The organism is Polaromonas sp. P1_H6, assembly GCF_056405195.1.
In genome coordinates this window covers 82391-98454 of sequence record NZ_JBFUCN010000029.1, presented here as the reverse complement: position 1 = coordinate 98454, position 16064 = coordinate 82391, and the positions used below count along the sequence as shown (strand labels likewise).

General features: G+C 57.7%; 11 protein-coding genes. 8 read left to right on the top strand and 3 right to left on the bottom strand.

From position 1 onward, the window contains the following. The 3 genes from AC1D1F_RS21110 to AC1D1F_RS21100 all read right to left on the bottom strand — a co-directional run. On the bottom strand, positions 1-2115 hold a 2115-nt coding region (locus AC1D1F_RS21110; RefSeq protein WP_477700826.1), incomplete at its 3' end, for a tetratricopeptide repeat protein. Between the two features lie 6 nt (positions 2116-2121). Next, the gene (locus AC1D1F_RS21105) at positions 2122-4599 is read right to left on the bottom strand and encodes a tetratricopeptide repeat protein (protein WP_477678478.1); all 2478 of its coding nucleotides are present in this window, start codon (positions 4597-4599) and stop codon (positions 2122-2124) included. Positions 4600-4607: 8 nt separating this feature from the next. Continuing rightward, positions 4608-7340 carry a tetratricopeptide repeat protein gene (locus AC1D1F_RS21100; RefSeq protein WP_477700825.1) on the bottom strand — a complete coding sequence of 911 codons (2733 nt, stop codon included), beginning with the start codon at positions 7338-7340 and terminating at the stop codon, positions 4608-4610. Positions 7341-7480: 140 nt separating this feature from the next. Here AC1D1F_RS21100 and AC1D1F_RS21095 point away from each other — a divergent pair, with 140 nt between their 5' ends. From AC1D1F_RS21095 to AC1D1F_RS21060, 8 genes are all read left to right on the top strand, one after another. Continuing rightward, positions 7481-7780 carry a hypothetical protein gene (locus tag AC1D1F_RS21095; RefSeq protein WP_477678040.1) on the top strand — a complete coding sequence of 100 codons (300 nt, stop codon included), beginning with the start codon at positions 7481-7483 and terminating at the stop codon, positions 7778-7780. 202 nt (positions 7781-7982) lie between these two features. Further along, positions 7983-8444, top strand: a complete 462-nt coding sequence (locus AC1D1F_RS21090; RefSeq protein ID WP_477678038.1) for a pilin — start codon at positions 7983-7985, stop codon at positions 8442-8444. A gap of 25 nt (positions 8445-8469) precedes the next feature. Beyond that, on the top strand, positions 8470-10419 hold the full coding sequence (locus AC1D1F_RS21085; protein WP_477678037.1) for a tetratricopeptide repeat protein: 1950 nt from the start codon (positions 8470-8472) through the stop codon (positions 10417-10419). A 37-nt stretch (positions 10420-10456) separates the two neighbouring features. Continuing rightward, positions 10457-11344: a glycosyltransferase family 2 protein gene (locus tag AC1D1F_RS21080; protein WP_477678036.1), complete on the top strand. Its 888-nt coding sequence runs from the start codon at positions 10457-10459 to the stop codon at positions 11342-11344. 52 nt (positions 11345-11396) lie between these two features. Next, positions 11397-12953 (top strand): hypothetical protein, encoded by a 1557-nt coding sequence (locus AC1D1F_RS21075; RefSeq protein WP_477678035.1) that lies wholly within the window; start codon positions 11397-11399, stop codon positions 12951-12953. A 10-nt stretch (positions 12954-12963) separates the two neighbouring features. Then, positions 12964-14181, top strand: a complete 1218-nt coding sequence (locus AC1D1F_RS21070) for a glycosyltransferase (RefSeq protein WP_477697408.1) — start codon at positions 12964-12966, stop codon at positions 14179-14181. A 60-nt stretch (positions 14182-14241) separates the two neighbouring features. After that, the gene (locus AC1D1F_RS21065) at positions 14242-14988 is read left to right on the top strand and encodes a class I SAM-dependent methyltransferase (RefSeq protein WP_477697409.1); all 747 of its coding nucleotides are present in this window, start codon (positions 14242-14244) and stop codon (positions 14986-14988) included. A gap of 36 nt (positions 14989-15024) precedes the next feature. Then, positions 15025-16038, top strand: coding sequence for a glycosyltransferase family 2 protein (locus AC1D1F_RS21060; protein ID WP_477679299.1), 1014 nt, complete (start codon positions 15025-15027; stop codon positions 16036-16038). Positions 16039-16064 lie beyond the last annotated feature (26 nt).

Here is a 16064-nt window from a genome sequence, read left to right as displayed (position 1 = left end):
GTCACCGGCATGCGAGACCGCACGGGCGACATAGTCGTTGGGGTCTTTCGCTACCCACTCGGGCAGTCCGGCGTTCATCAGCAGGCCGACGCCTTGGCGTGACAAAAACCGCTCACCAGCCAGCGTCAGTACGGGAACGCCCATCCACAGGCTCTCGACACTGGTGGTGATGCCGGGATAGGGAAACGGGTCGAGAGCGATATCCATCTCGCAATACGTCATCAAGTGTTCGCCGCGCGGAACCAGGGCTTTTAGTATCAGCCGCTCCGCGTCAATGCCGTGCACGCCAAACCGGTCAATCACCTTTTGCCGCACAAAAGCCGCGTGAAGCTGCGTCGACTTGAGGAGCAGGCGGCTGTTAGGGACGGCGTGTAGTACGCGCGACCAGAGAGCCACGACCTCGTCGTTCATCTTGGTCAAATTGTTGCAGCTTCCAAAGGTGACGTAGCCGTTGCTGATCGCGGGAAGCGGCCCGACAAAGGCATCATGGCCTGGTGGCGTGAAACAGATATAGCTGTCAGGCAAGCGCCAAACCTTTTCGGTGAAATAAGCCTCTTGCTCCTCGGGCAGAGTCCATGCGTCCGCGATAAGGTAATCGATGGTGCTCAGGCCTGTGGTTGCCAGATAGCCGAGCCAGGTAAGTTGTACAGGCGCCGGCTTCCGGGCAAAAATGGCCAGCCGGTTGCGCGCTGTGTGTCCGGAGAGGTCAATCAACATGTCAATGCCATCTTCGCGGATGCGCTGGGCCAACGCGTCATCGGAGAGCCGCGCGACCGAATGCCAGTCTTTGCAATGAGCTCCAAGGCGTTTGCTCGTCGCATCCTCATCTTCGCGATTCGAATACGCGAACAGCTCCAGCCGGCCGGATGCCTGTAAGGATAGCGCGGCCAGAACGCTTTCGAGAAAATAACCAACCGGATGGTCGCCCAGATCGCCGGACACCAGGCCTATACGCAGGCACCGATCAGGGTTGGGGGGGTTATACCAGTCGGTATAGGGCTGGTCCAACCGCGCCGCCATCTCGCCGAAACGCTGTGCGTCCGAAAACGAAAGTGAAGGCGGCTGGCCGGCAATGTAGTTATGGATGAACAGCAGGTTGTTGTGAGCCAGGAAACACTTGGGATCGAGTTCCAGAGCTCGGCGAACACTTTGCAACGCGGGCCCATATTCCCCCAGGTCTTTGAACACATTGCCAAGACCAAGGTGCGTATCCCGATTGTGGGGATCTATCTCCAGCGCTCGTTGAAAACTCGCGATAGCGGTATCGAGTTGGCCAAGGCCCGCCAACGTAATGGCCAGGTTGAGGTGTCCATCTGCACCGCCCGGCTCGATCTCGATCGCTCGCCGGAAATGTTCCATCGCCTTCTCATACTGTCCAAGGTGACCTAACGCGGCTCCCATGCTGTTATGCGCCGGCGCATAGTCGGGCCGGATTTCCAGGGCCCTCCGATAACACGCGGCTGCCTGCTCCAGTTTTCCCTGCTCCTGAAAAACCAAACCGAGGTCGCGATGCGTTTCAACCGAAGCGGGGTTGAGTGCCAGAGCGGTCTCGAAGCTGGCGATCGCCTCCTCGGCTTGCCCGGATTCCATCATCATGCGGCCCAGCGTTTGATGCAGTTCCGCTGAGTCCGGCCTGATCTGTGCGGCTCGTTTGTAGCTGCTTATCGCCTCGCGATGCTCTCCCAGCTTGCCAAGCGCCATCCCGAGGCTGACGTGAGCGTCGGCGAAATCGGGTTTCAAGGCAATGGCCTGGCGGCAGGCGGCGATCGCTTCGCCGGTGTTTCCCAGGCGCAGGTGAGCACTGCCTATGTTGTAGTGGGCTGTTGCCGAGTCTGGTTTGTATGTTACGGCCTGCTCATAGGCGGCCAGCGCGCTTGCCGCGTTGCCCTTGTCCAGCAATATGTTGCCGCGGTTGAAGTGGGCGCGTGCGAGTTCGGGTTTCAGGCGAATCGCCGCGTCGTAGCGCGCCAAGGCCTCTTCCAGTTTCCCTTGGTCTTCAAGTGCAATGCCCTCCTCAAGAAGGCGTTCCGCTTCCTTATGGGCAATCAAAGTCGAGTCTTCAGTGCCACCGGCAGATTCGGCGGGCACTTTCAGGAAGCGGTCAAATAGTCCCATTTCGCCTTAAGCGGGCGGCGGTGTGCCGGCATTCTCGCTGCACCATTTGTGCCACATACCGAGCAACGCAGCCTCAAAGTGCTGCGCAAAACGGGGCGCGTCAAAGACAGGTGAATCCAGGACCTGCTTTCGCAAGCTATTCCGTAAAACGGCCAGGCGTTGCACATCGCCGGCATGCGATACCGCGCGCGCCAGGTAATCGCCGGTATTGGTGGCGATCCAGTCGGGCAGGCCGGCATTCATCAGCATGCCGACGCCCTGGCGGGACAAAAACCTCTCGCCTGCCAGCGTCAACACAGGGATGCCCATCCACAAGGCTTCCGCTGTGGTGGTGCCTCCGGGAAATGGGAAAGGATCAAGGCCGATATCCACCCGCTGATAAGTCGCCAGATAGTTTGACCTGGGAACGTACCCTTCAAGAATCAATCTCTCGGGCTTGATGCCGTGCGCGGCGAAGCGTTCATGCGTGCTTTGCCGCACCGACGCTTCTCCGAGTTGCTGGTATTTAAGAAACAGGCGGCTGTCCGGCACCGCATTTAAGACCTGCGCCCACAGCGCCACCACGGCATCGTTCATTTTGCTCAGGTTGTTGAAGCTCCCGAACGTCACGTAACCATTTGCCAGCGCCGGCAGAGGACCGACCGCCACATCCTCGGCCGGTGCCGTGAAACAAAGGCGGGTCTCCGGCAGGCGCCATATCTGTTCGCTGAAATTGATTTCCTGCTCCGGCGGAAGCGTCCAGGGGTCGGCGATGAAGTAGTCGATGGCGGCCAGGCCGGTTGTAGCGAAATAACCCAGCCAACTGACCTGTACAGGGGCTGGCTTCCGGGCAAACACGAGCAAGCGATTGTGCGCCGTGTGGCCGGACAGGTCGATCAGGATATCGATGGCATCGTCCCGGACTCGCCGGGTGAAGGCGTCATCGGAAAGGTGCTGGACGATATGCCAGCCCGTGCAGTGCGCCTGCAGGCGCTGGCTGGTTTCGTCGCTACCACTGTTGTTGGAATAGACGAACACTTCCAGCCGCCCGGAGGCCTGCGAGGCGAGAGCCGCCAGTACGCCTTCCAGAAAATAGCCCACCGGGTGGTCACGCAGATCGCCGGATACAAAACCCACGCGCAGGCTCCGCCCGGCGTGGGGCGGATTCGGCCACTTCGTATAGGCTGGCGCCAGCCGCGCGGCCATCTCCCCAAAGCGGCGTGTGTATGCCAGCAACAGCGCGGCAGGCTGATCCGCCAAATAGTTATGAATGAACAGCAGGTTGTTGTGTGCCAAGGCACAATCCGGATCCAGCTCTAGCGCGCGGCATACGCTGCTCAGCGCCGGTTCAAACTGACCCAGGTCTTTCAGGGCGTTGGCCAGGCCAACGTGGGTGTCCGCGCTGTCGGGTCGTATGTCGAGTGCGCGCTGAAAGCTCGCGATGGCAGCTTTGGATTGGCCGATCGTTGCCAATGCAATGCCGAGGTTGAGATGCCCATCCGCGTTGTCGGGTTCGCTTTTTATTGCTCGCCGGAAATGTTCCAGCGCCTTCTCGTGCTGTGCTAGACGACCTGACACGGTCCCCATGCTGTTATGCGCCGGGGCATAGTCGGGCCGTATTCTCAGGGCACGCTGATAACACGCGGCTGCCTGTTCGAGTTTCCCCTGTTCCTGAAAGACCAGGCCGAGGTTGTAATGCGTTTCGGCCGAAGCGGGGTTAATTTTGAGCGCATGGCCATAACAGGCGATGGCCTCGTCAAGCTTGCCGAGCTCTTTAAGCGCACTTCCGAGATTGCCGTGTGCCTCCATCAGGCCGGGATGGATTTCCACCGCGCGTCGATAACTGGAAATGGCTTCACTAAACCGCCCAAGGTCCTGAAGGGTAATCCCGCGGCTGTGATGGGCCTGTGCATCATCAGGATCGAGTGCCAGAGCGGCATCCAAACTGGCGATCGCCTCTTCGGCCTCCCCGGATTCCATCATGGCGCGGCCCAAGGCGTGATACAGCTCTGCGGAGCCTGGCTTGATCTGCACGGCTTGCCTGTAGCTTGCTATCGCATCGCGATGCTCTCCAAGCTTTCCAAGCGCTATTCCGAGGCCAACATGGGCGTCAGCGAAATCGGGGTTCAAGGCAATGGCCTGGCGGCAGGCGGCGATCGCTTCGCCAGTGTTTCCCAGGCGCAGGTGGGCATTACCCATGTTGTAGTGGGCTGCTGCCGAGTCTGGTTTGTATGTTATGGCGCGCTCATAGGCGGCCAGCGCGCTTGTCGCATCGCCCTTGTCCAGCAATATGTTGCCGCGATTGAAGTGGGCGCGCGCCAGCCCGGGTTTCAGCCCAATTGCCGCTTCGTAACGCTTCAAGGCTTCTTCTGATTGTCCCCGGCCTTCAAGCGTCATACCCTCCTCTAGAAGGCGTTCCGCTTCGCTTCGACTTGAGGCGGTCGCATCTTCGATGGCGTTGGCAGGCCCGGATGGCGCTTTCAAGAAACGATCAAACAGCGCCATTTGCCTTTTTAACCTTGCAGTGTAGTGTCGGGATATTGGGCACACCAGATGTGCCACATCTCACGCAGCGCGGCCTCGAAATGCTCTGCAAAGCGGGGGGCGTCAAAGATGGGAGAGGCCAATACCCGCCGGCGCAGATCGCTTCGCAGCGCGACCAGGGCCTGCAGATCATTCGCATGCGCTGCCGCGCGAGCAACATAGTCCTGTGGATCAGCGGCGACCCATTCGGGCAAACCGGCGTTCATTAAAAGGCCGACGCCCTGGCGCGATAAAAAGTGCTCACCGGCCAGCGTTAACACCGGCACACCCATCCACAGGGCCTCGACACTGGTGGTGATGCCGGGATAGGGAAACGGGTCGAGTGCGATGTCCATTTCCTGATACGTCGTCAAATGCTCGCCGCGGGGGACAGGCGTCTTTAATATCAATCGCTCCGCTTCAACGCCATGAGCGCCAAACCGTCCAATGACCTCTTCCCGCACAGCATCCTCGTGAAGTTGCGTCGACTTGAGGAGCAGGCGGCTGTTGGGAACGGACTGCAATATGCGCGACCAAAGAGCCACGACATCGTCGTTCATCTTGGTCAAATTGTTGCAGCTTCCGAAGGTGACGTAGCCGTTGTCGACAGCCGGAAGCGGCCCGGGCAAGGCACCATGGACTGGGGGCGTGAAGCAGATATAGCTATCAAGCAAACGCCAAATCTTTTCGGTGAAATAAGCCTCTTCTTCTTTTGGCAGGGTCCATGCGTCCGCGAGGACGTAATCGATAGCCGTCAGGCCCGTGGTTGCCAGATAACCAAGCCAGGTAAGTTGCACGGGCGCCGGCTTCCATGCGAACATTGTCAGCCGGTTGTGCGCCGTATGCCCGGACAGGTCAACCAGGATGTCGATGCCGTGTTCCGTGATGCGCTGCGCCAAGGCTTCGTCTGAAAGGCCGACCGCCGAATGCCAGCCTTTGCAGTAGGCGCGCAACCGCGTGCTTGTCTCATCGTCGCAGGTAAAGGTGGGGTAGGCGAACAGCTCCAGCCTGCCTCCAGTGCGGGATATCAGCGCCGCCAGCACACCTTCGAGGAAACACCCCACTGGATGGTCGCGAAGGTCACCGGATACAAAGCCCACCCGCAACACCCGCTGGGGATCGGGTGGGTTTTGCCAATGCGTGCGCGGCTGGGCCAAGCGCGCGGCGACTTCGCCAAAACGTTTCGCGTCCGCCAACAACTGTTCGGCCGGCAGGTCGGCCACGTAGTTGTAAATGAACAGCAGGTTGTTGTGCGTCAGGACGTTATCCGGATCAATCTCAAGTGCCCGGTGCAGGGTTTTCACTGCCTCGGCAAGGCGGCCCATATCTTTCAGGATACCGCCGAGATTCGCGTAGGCATCAGTGTAATCGGGCTTGATTTTGATGGCGCGCTTAATGCTCGCGATAGATTCGGCGAGTCTGTTGGTGCGGCTAAAAAGCATGCCGAGGTTGTTGTGGGCTTGAGCAAGCTCCGGGTTGATTTCCAGTGCCCGAAAAAAACTTGCCTCGGCCAACTCGAGTTTGTCGAGTTGCTCCAATACGCTACCGTAGTTGGAGTGCGCGATGGCGGAATCGGGGGCGATGTCCAGCGCCTGACGATAGCTTTGTGCCGCGGCATCAATTTGCCCGAGTGCCTGCAACACGCTGCCAATATTCACATGCGCTTCCGCGAACTTGGGTCGAAGGGACAATGCTTTTTGAAAACAAACCAAGGCGGCGTCCATGTTCTGCCGTCTCCGCATGACGAGGCCCAGGTTGTTATGTGCTTCCGCCGAGCCAGATTCGATCTCAAGGGTGCGACGGATGCACTTTTCCGCGGAATCAAGGTGTCCGAGCTCCAGCAAGGCGACACCCTGGTTCAGGTTGGCCTCGGCGTTGTCGGGCTCAATTTCCAATGCGCGGCGGTAGCTGGTGATGGCCTCCCTCAGCTGGCCTTGGTCTCCTTGTGTATTACCGAGCCGAACCAGTGCCGCTGCGTCGTCGGGTCCGGCTTCCACCGACCGGCGGTAGCTGTCAAGCGCTTCCTCAATCTGCCCAAGGGCTTTCAGGGCATCACCGAGGTTCATCTGCGTTGCCGCGTTCGTGGGATCCGCCTCGGACGCACGCCGGAAGTAGGGAGCGGCCATATCGGCCTTCCCTTCGCGAAGCAAGATGCTGCCGAGGTTGTTGCAAGCAGCTATGTGATCCGGCTTGATGGCCAGGGCCTGGCGATAGAGCGCTTTTGCATGATCGAGCCGCTCGAGATTCTGCTCGGCGAGGCCTTGATGGAAATAGGCCTCGACTTGATCGGACTCAAGCCCAAGCGCCAACTCAAGCGCGGCGTGGGCATCCGCAAAATCAGGCTTGATCGCCAGGGCCTGCCGGTAGGCCGCGACGGCGGCTTCTGGTGCTCCAAGGCGTAGATGGGCGTTGCCGATGTTGAAATGCGCAGCGGCCGAATCCGGTTTGTGCTTGATGGCCTCCAGATAGGCGTCCAATGCATTCTGAGCGTCGCCGCGGTCCAGCAGAATGTTGCCGCGGTTGAAATGGGCCCGCGCGAGCGTCGGCGCCAGCCTGACAGCCGATTCGTAGCAGCTTAAAGCCTCGTTAATTTGGCCCTGTTGCTCGAGCAACAGGCCCTTGTCCAGCCACTGCCCGGCTTCCAGGCCGGAACCTGAAGCCGCGTCGCTGGTAGATTTTGGGGGGATGCTTATGCGTGACGCGAATCGATCAAAAAGGCCCATGGTTCGCTGACTTTGTAGGCTGCTGGCGCTGGCCGGGATTGCGTGAATCAAGCGCCGGCTAAAGCGTCAGCGCTTGGTCTTTGGTGCGAAACGTTGCTGATTCTATAATCAGCGCACGAGCAACACTATCAGGGATCGATATGGCATTGGCTTGGTTTGACGCCGGCGAGGCAAAAAAATTCGGCGCGTCTCTTGCGCGGTTTTTCCTGGAAAAAATTCCCAAGGTAGCGGAAAAGAAGGACAAGGAATTTGCCAAAAAAGTCGATTACACCTTGGAGAAAATGGCGGTGCAGATTGTTCAATTCAAGGCACAGCATAAATTGAACACCTACAAGAAAGCCCAGCTTGGGAACGTTTTCAAATGGACGCTTCTCGATGCCGGTATTCCAGCAGACTACGCGGACGAGATGACGCGTTGGGTGATTCAGCGGGTTAGATAAACGGTCGGAGCCCGCCAATTCTGACGTGACAAAAGTGTCACGTCAAAAATTCAAGGTGACAAAAACTGCGCCAGAAACCCTGTTTTCCCAGCGATCTCCATGGCAGGAACATGGTGTTCAAGAGGGGGCAGGTACTGGCATGAAAACTGCTGAGTTCTAAGGCCTTTTTGGTTTTTATTGCTTTTCATCTAAGGAGTTTTTTATGAAACGTTCCCTCCAGCAGGGTTTTACCCTGATCGAATTGATGATCGTTGTCGCGATCATCGGTATTCTGGCCGCCGTGGCTTTGCCTGCTTACCAGGACTACATGGTTCGCGCCAAAATGTCTGAAGTGATCCTGGCCGGTTCCTCTGGCCGTACGGCCGTCGCGGAAACCTACGCACAGAAGAACACCATGACGCTGTCGGCACTGTCCATGGGTGTGCAAAATCAAACTTCGAAGTATGTGGCTTCCGTGACCTATAGCGGCACATCTTCCACCCAGGGTGACATCATCGTGATTACCCAATCCGCCGCTGGCCTGCCTACCGGTGCTTCCGGCAAGACGGTGGTATTGCGTGGCCAAGTTAATGACACGACTACCGGCCAGGTGAAGTGGAGCTGCGGCGGCGGCACCAGCCCCGTCGAAGCCAAGTACCTGCCAAGCTCTTGCAAAGATTTCTGATCGATTGAAGTATCAAAAAAGCCCCTTGGCCTTTCGCCAAGGGGCTTTTTTCTTTGCCTCTACGCTCTCCATTTCCATGCGAACTTCGCACATTATTGCGCTGGCTGCACTCGTCGTCGGTTCAGTTCTTGTGGCCGTTTATGGGCCAGGTTTGCAGGGAGGCTTCTTTTTCGATGACGGACCCAGCATCCTCTTTGCGCAAGGCGTGCGCCTGGAAAACCTTTCGTTGGAGTCGATTCATCAAGCGCTCCTGAGCGGCGGCGCGGGCCCTTCCGGGCGTCCGGTAGCCCAACTGAGTTTTGCGCTCAATTATTATTTCAGCGGTTTCAATCCGTTTGTGTTCAAGGCGACCAATCTTGCGATCCACCTGGCTTGTGGTTTCCTGGTGTTTTGCCTGGCGCACCGCATCCTGACCACCGCCACGTCCGCGGCGAAACAAAGCAACACGCTGATCGCATCCGGCGCTGTGACTGCCTTGTGGCTGCTGCAGCCTATCCAGCTTCTTCCTGTTCTGCTCGTGGTGCAGCGCATGACGAGCTTGTCCGCTTTTTTTCTTCTCGCCGCCCTGCTGCTTCATATAGGCGGACGGGAACGAGGTGGCCAGACTGGTGCCGCCTGGATCCTGCTGGCGTGGGCGATTTTCTGGCCGCTGTCCTTTCTCAGCAAAGAAACAGGCGTGCTTTTGCCTCTGTTTGTACTTGCCTGGGAGGTGATTCTGCGCAGAGCCTCATCCGGCAAGCTGGACCGTTTTAGTCGTGGCTTTATTACTGTGACAGGTTTTTTGCTGGCGGGAGGGGCAGTGTATGTACTCCTGGGGCGTGCGCAATGGCTGTGGGCCGGCTACGATCTTCGCCCGTTCTCGCTTATTGAGCGGCTGCTGTCAGAGGGGCGGATACTGTGGTTCTATCTCGGCCTGATGGTTGCACCGCGGATAGGGCCGTTTGGCCTGTACCACGACGATATCGCCGTTTCCACGGGCCTGTTCTCACCATGGACGACTTTGCCGGCGCTGCTCGGGCTGGCCGGCCTGGCTTGGCTGGCTTGGCGGGTCCGCAAAAGCGCGCCACTCGCAGCCTTCGGGATTACATGGTTCTTGATTGGGCACAGCCTGGAATCCACCGTGCTGCCGCTGGAACTTGCCCATGAGCATCGCAACTACCTTCCTCTGCTGGGCGTCTTGCTGGTCGCCGCATGGGCACTGGTTCGCGCGCTGGAGGGCCCGCGGCAGCACAGAACGGCGGGCCTCTTGCTTGCGGGCTTAGCTCTGGTCTATTCTTCCTTTGTCACGGGGCTTCGCGCGAACCAGTTCGGCGATGAGCTGCGGCGTACCCAGATCGAAGCCCTGCACCACCCGGCCTCGGCCCGCTCCCGGCATGAAGCGGGGCTCGTGCTGTCCGACTTGCCGGACGCCACTTTGCCGGACTCACGAACCTACGTTCTCGCCCGTGGGCACTATACGGCAGCCACCGAAGTCGATCCGAATTTCAAGATGAGCTTGCTTGGCTTGATCCAGCTGGACTGCAAGGCCAAAAATGCGGTGGAACGGACCGAGATTGACGAGCTGTCCCGCCGCTTGCGTAAAACACGCTTTGCACCGGGCGACAGCGGCGCGCTCTACAGCCTCAAGGCAATGGCCATTGCGGGTACGGCATGCCTGGGCAGGGCCGAAGTTGACGGCTTGTTCGCGGCCGCTCTTGCCAATCCCGATGTCTCGCCTGCGGTACAGTCCATCCTGCATTCCTGGCATGCAGACTATTTGTGGTTGCGCGAGCGCGATGGTCCGGCAGCCCGCATGGCCCTTGGAAGATCATTGGCGCTGAACCCTGGCAATCCGAGCAACCGCCTCAAATGGGCACAGCTGCTGCTCATTTCAGGGGAGCGAGAGCAGGCGCGGCGCTTGCTGCTCGAGTTGCAAGGCGAGAGCTTTTCGGCAGAAGAACGGCAAACAATCAACGAACTGCTGGCAGCAAAATAAGGTGACACGACAGTTACGCGAACCGCCCAGGCTTTCAATGACCCACACAATCAAAATCTCTGTTGTCATCCCCGCCAGAAATGAAGCGGCAAATTTGCGCGCTATCTTGCCCCAGCTTGTTGCGCTCCTGCCGGATGCCGAAATACTTGTTGTCGACGACGGGTCGACTGACGGCACGGCTGCCGTATGCCTCGAGTCCCGTGTCACGCACCTGAGGCATCCCTACCCCAAAGGCAATGGCGCGGCGATCAAAACCGGTGCTCGCGCGGCGCGGGGCGAGGTGATTGTGTTCATGGACGGCGACGGCCAGCACAAGCCCGAAGACATTCCGAGCCTGCTCGAGGAGTTCAACAAGGGCTACGACATGGTGGTGGGCGCGCGGCAGGCGGGCTCGCAGGCCGGCCTGCACCGTGCGGCCGCCAACGACATTTTTAGCCGGTTCGCCAGCTGGATGGTGATGCAGCCGATTGCCGACCTGACTTCGGGATTCAGGGTGGTTCGAGCAGCCCGGTTTCGCCAGTTCCTGTATCTGTTGCCGAATGGGTTTTCGTATCCCACAACCATCACCATGAGTTTTTTCCGCGCCGGTTACGGTGTGGCCTATGTCCCCATCCACTCACCCCGCAGGGCGAATGGCGCCAGCCATATTCATCCCTTGCGCGACGGCTTGCGGTTCCTGTTGATCATCATCAAGATAGGAACGCTTTTTTCGCCGCAGAAACTTTTCCTTCCGATCAGCGGAGGTTTCTTCCTGACGGGGCTTGCTTACTATCTGTATACCTACCTGACTGCCGGCCGTTTCACGAATATGAGCGCGCTGTTGTTTCTCTCCGCAATTTTCACTTTTCTTATCGGCATCGTTTCCGAGCAGATTTCCGCGCTGCATTACAAGGATATTGATAGCAGCGACCAAGAAGGAAAATAGTGAAGCCTCGAGGCAATGAAATTTTGAGGAATTTCCTCGGAACTCCTCCCCTATGATTGCTCACCTCCTTCGTCTCGCTCCTTCACGCGGCTTGACTGCGATTGCGCTGGCTCTGGCCGTTGTCGCGATGGTATTGGGGCTCATGCAGTATGCGGCAGGTGGCCGGGTTGCGTACACGATGGATTCGTTGACTTACCCGGACGTGGCGGTGAACTTCGTGGCCGGCCGTCCGATGCAGTCAAGCAATGTCGCGACGCCGGTACCCGAGTCCGTGCCTTTGCTTAACTGGCCACCCGCTTATCCGGCGCTGTGGGCATTGATCATGAGCGTGGGGCATGCTGATATTGACGACGTGCCTTCCTTGTTGAATCCGGTGTTACTGATTCTGACCACGCTGACGATATTCTGGGTAGGCATGATGGTCACTGGGCGGTCTTCCATTGCCGCGGTCATTGCGTTGGTGAATGCCTTCACGCCTGGCAACATGGTCGTTTACGGCCATGCATGGAGCGAGACACTGTTTATTCCCCTGCTGCTGATGGCTTATGCGGCATTCTGGAAATACCGGACATCCAGACAGGAACTTATCTGGCTGGCCGTTGCAGCTGTTTGTGTGGGAATTGCCAATTGGGTCCGGTACGCAGGCGTGGCGTTCTTGCCGATACTTGGTGTCTCGGTGTTGCTGGCATCGGGCGCGGCGTTCTGGCGGCGGGTTTTGCATGCCGCAGGTGCGATGCTGCTGGGCGTCATATTGATTTTGCCCTTGTGGCTTCGCAATTGGCAGCTGGCCGGCAACATCTCCGGATCGACCCGTGGTGGCGTGTCGAGGATGGAGCGGGGCTTTGAGGATGCGGCTGCCATCATCGATCTGGCTGAACATTCATTCTTTGCCTTCAGCATGGTGCTCAGGGCAAATCTTGAAATTCCAATTCTTGTCGCGGTTGCCATCCTGGGCGTGAAAGCTTTTCGGCGCCGTGGTTTTCAGTGGCTTCGCCCGCCGAAAATATGGCTGCCAATCGTCTGGGCCACGGGCTACCTGCTATTTCTGCTGTACGCAAGAAAAGCTCAAGCAGACGTGGACCTGGATCTGCGCATGTTGGCCGTGGCTGGGCCCTTTCTTCTTTTCGCCCTGATTCCGGCAGTCGATGCTGCGTTTGCCGATCGCTTCTGGGATCTGAAAAAAATAGTGATAGTTATGTTGCTTGGTTGGTTAATTAATACCGGTCTGCAGCAGGCTAACAGAACTCACGAGAACTATTCGTCGGATGGTGTGCCTCGTTGGCGCGCTACCTTCGGCCTTGGATACCGGGACATGAGGAACACCTCTGTTTCGAGTCGAGCGCTGACCGACAACCTCGCGAACATCGATCCGTCCACGTTGATACTGACGGACTACCGGGCGGTTCATCTCCGCTATCTCACGGGAGGGAAAATCTATTCACCCCACGCCAGTAATTGTTCGGGCTGGAGGGGCGCACCGGCCGAAAGCGTGCTGTTCATTGGTGCCACTGAACTACCCGCCTGGGCAGTCGACTGCCTAAAAGCACCCTCCCATTGGCGCTTGCAGCGTCCCACCGGGCGGGCCGCGCCGTCGGTGTATGCCGATTAGGACCTGAAAAATGGGGACAAAAAAACGGGTGCTGGTTCTGACCTCCACTTTTCCGCGCTGGCAAGGTGACAGCGAGCCTCCGTTTGTTTTCGAGTTGGCCCGCAGGCTTGGGGATAAGTTCGAAATTCTTGTCCTGGCTCCCCATGCCGATGGCGCAGAACGGTTCGAGATGATGGCTGGTATTGAGGTCGTCCGCTTTTCCTACGCCTTTCCGCGCTGGGAAAAGCTCGCCTATCAGGGGGGAATTCTCGCAAACCTGAAGCAAAACCGTTGGCGCTTCTGCCTGTTGCCCCTCTTTTTTGCAGCGCAAGTTGCTGCGCTGTGCCGGCTCCTGAGCCGGCAACAGATTGATTTCATTCACGCCCATTGGCTGGTTCCGCAAGGGCTAAGCGTGGTCATTGCCGGTCTGCTGGTGAGAAAAATGCCGCCTCTGCTCTGCACTTCGCATGGGGGTGACCTGCTGGGTTTGAATGGCTGGCTGCTGACACGGATAAAAAAATGGATCATCCGCCGTTCTTCACGGATCACGGTGGTTAGCAGCGCCATGGTAGCGTGCGCACGCTCGCTGGGAGCAAGACCTGATCAACTGAACACGATCTCCATGGGAGTCGATGCGCAAACCTTGTTTACTCCCAATTCCTCCACGGAACGCGCCGACAAGGAGCTGTTGTTTGTCGGGCGATTGGTTGAAAAGAAGGGCATCCCATTTCTACTGGCCGCCATGCCCGAAATTATTCGTCGGCAGCCCGGAACGCGACTGAGTATTGTCGGCGATGGGCCCATTGGAGATGCACTCAAGCAGCAGGTTGATCGCCTTGGTATCGGGTATGCCGTCACGTTCAGGGCAGCCCTTCCGAATTCAGATCTTCCCGAGCTTTATAGGCGAGCAACAGTTTTTGTGGCCCCATCCATCGTCACAGCCCAAGGTGACCAGGAAGGGCTGGGCTTGGTGCTTGTCGAGGCATTGGCGTGTGAATGCCCCGTAGTGGCTTCTGATTTGCCGGCGATACGCGATGTCATCATCGACGGCGATACCGGTTTGCTGGTGCCGCAGAAAAACCCCGCCGCCATCGCCGACGCTGTAGTCAAGCTATTGATGGAGCCTCGTCTACGGCGGCAGCAGGCGCGCAGCGGCAGGGCGCACGTCATGCAGCATTTCGATTGGGATGGTGTTGCCGCCCGCTATGGCCGCTTGTTTGACGAGTTAGACGAGACCGGACGACAATGATTTCGATACATCCATGAAAAGCCTTCACCGCCAAGTATTTTGTTCTACACGCCATGCATTATGAAGACAACCCTGCAAACAGCTATCGGCAAATTTAGACAGGACCCCTTTGGTTTCCTTCGCCGGGCCTTCTACAAAACACTTGTGGCTCCGATGAAATACCGCACCAAGGACGGTTATGACGCCGCACGGTACTGGAGTGACAGGTTCACGCGGTACGGCACTTCCTTGAAAGGCGTGGGAGACGAGGGATTGTCAGAGCAGAATAACCAGGTGATGTATGAAAAGGCCTCTGCGGATTTTCTTGACCTGTGCCGAATGGAGGGAATCGATATTGCAAGTGCTCGTGTGCTGGAGATCGGTTGCGGAAACGGTTTCTACACCGGGCTGCTCAAGGAGCAGGGCGCCACTCGTTATTTGGGTCTTGATATTACCGACGCATTATTTCCCGTACTGACGGCGCGCTTCCCCGGGTTTCAGTTCATTCGCCGAGACATCACGGCCGACGTCCTGGATGGTGAGTTCGACCTGATTTTGATGATAGACGTGATTGAACACATCGTGAGCGAGGAAAAGCTTGATTTCGCCATGAGCAACGTGCAGCGTTGCCTTGCCGCTAACGGCAAGTTCATGGTGGCCCCGGTTGCCGCTCAGGGTCGGCACTCCCTCTTTTATGTGAGATTCTGGACGATTGAAGATATCAAGAGACGGCTTTCGGCGTGCCTGTTCGGTGAGCCAAAATCGTTTCGAGATGACAACCTTTTGATAGCAAGAAAACCGCCCAGACAACTTCCGAGTGCAGGCTAGGGCAATGGCCACTGAAAAAATGGATTGAGGCCGAAAATGGATACGCCCATCTGTTCGATCTGCATCGCCAACTACAACGGCATGGAAATGATTGATGGCTGCCTGCGTTCAGTGATGGAGCAGAAAGGCCGGTTCGTGGTCGAAATTCTGATTCATGACGATGCATCCACCGACGGCTCAGTAGCCTATATCAGAGACCACTACCCGGAGGCGAGGCTGATTGTCAGCGAGAGAAACGTTGGCTTTTGCGTCGCCAACAATCGCATGGCAGCCGAGGCCAGCGGCGAGTACCTGCTATTGCTCAACAACGACGCCGTGCTTTATCCGGATGCCTTGCTGACCTTGCTCGCGGAGGCGACTCGCCTTGATCGACCCGCAATTCTCAGTCTGGCCCAGTATGAACTTGACAGCGGAGAACTGCTGGACATCGGTAGTTTCCTGGACCCTTTTCTCAATCCGATTCCAAACCGAAACCCGGATCGAAGTGAGGTTGGGATGGTGATGGGCGCCTGCCTGTGGATTCCGAGGGCCCTATGGCAGGAACTCGGCGGATTTCCGGAGTGGTTCGGCAGTATTGGTGAAGACCTATATCTTTGTTGCCGGGCGCGACTGGCGGGCTATCCTGTCCGCGCGCTCGGACAGTCGGGCTATGGACACCGAGTCGGAGCGAGTTTTGGTGGGGGCAAGGCCATGGCGGGACGCTTGGTCACAAACTACCGACGACGGGCGTTATCAGAACGGAACAAGACGTTCGTGATGATTCTTTGCTACCCTTTTTGGCTGTTAGTTGTCGTATTGCCTTTGCACCTAAGCAGTCTTTGCATTGAAGGCGTTGTGCTGACCGCGCTGAAACGCAGTCCCAGACCGTGGCGGGAAATATATGCCCCGATACCAGCTGCGTTGTGGCGAGTGCGAAAAAAGCTGCTGACTTTAAGGTATGAAATTCAGGAAAAGAGGAACAGTAGCACTGCGTCTTTTCTCCGTCCATTCCACTGGCTGCCCTGGAAGTTAAAAATGCTGTTCAAACATGGATTGCCTGCTATCAGATAAGAGCAATAGCCTTTGACTTTTAAATC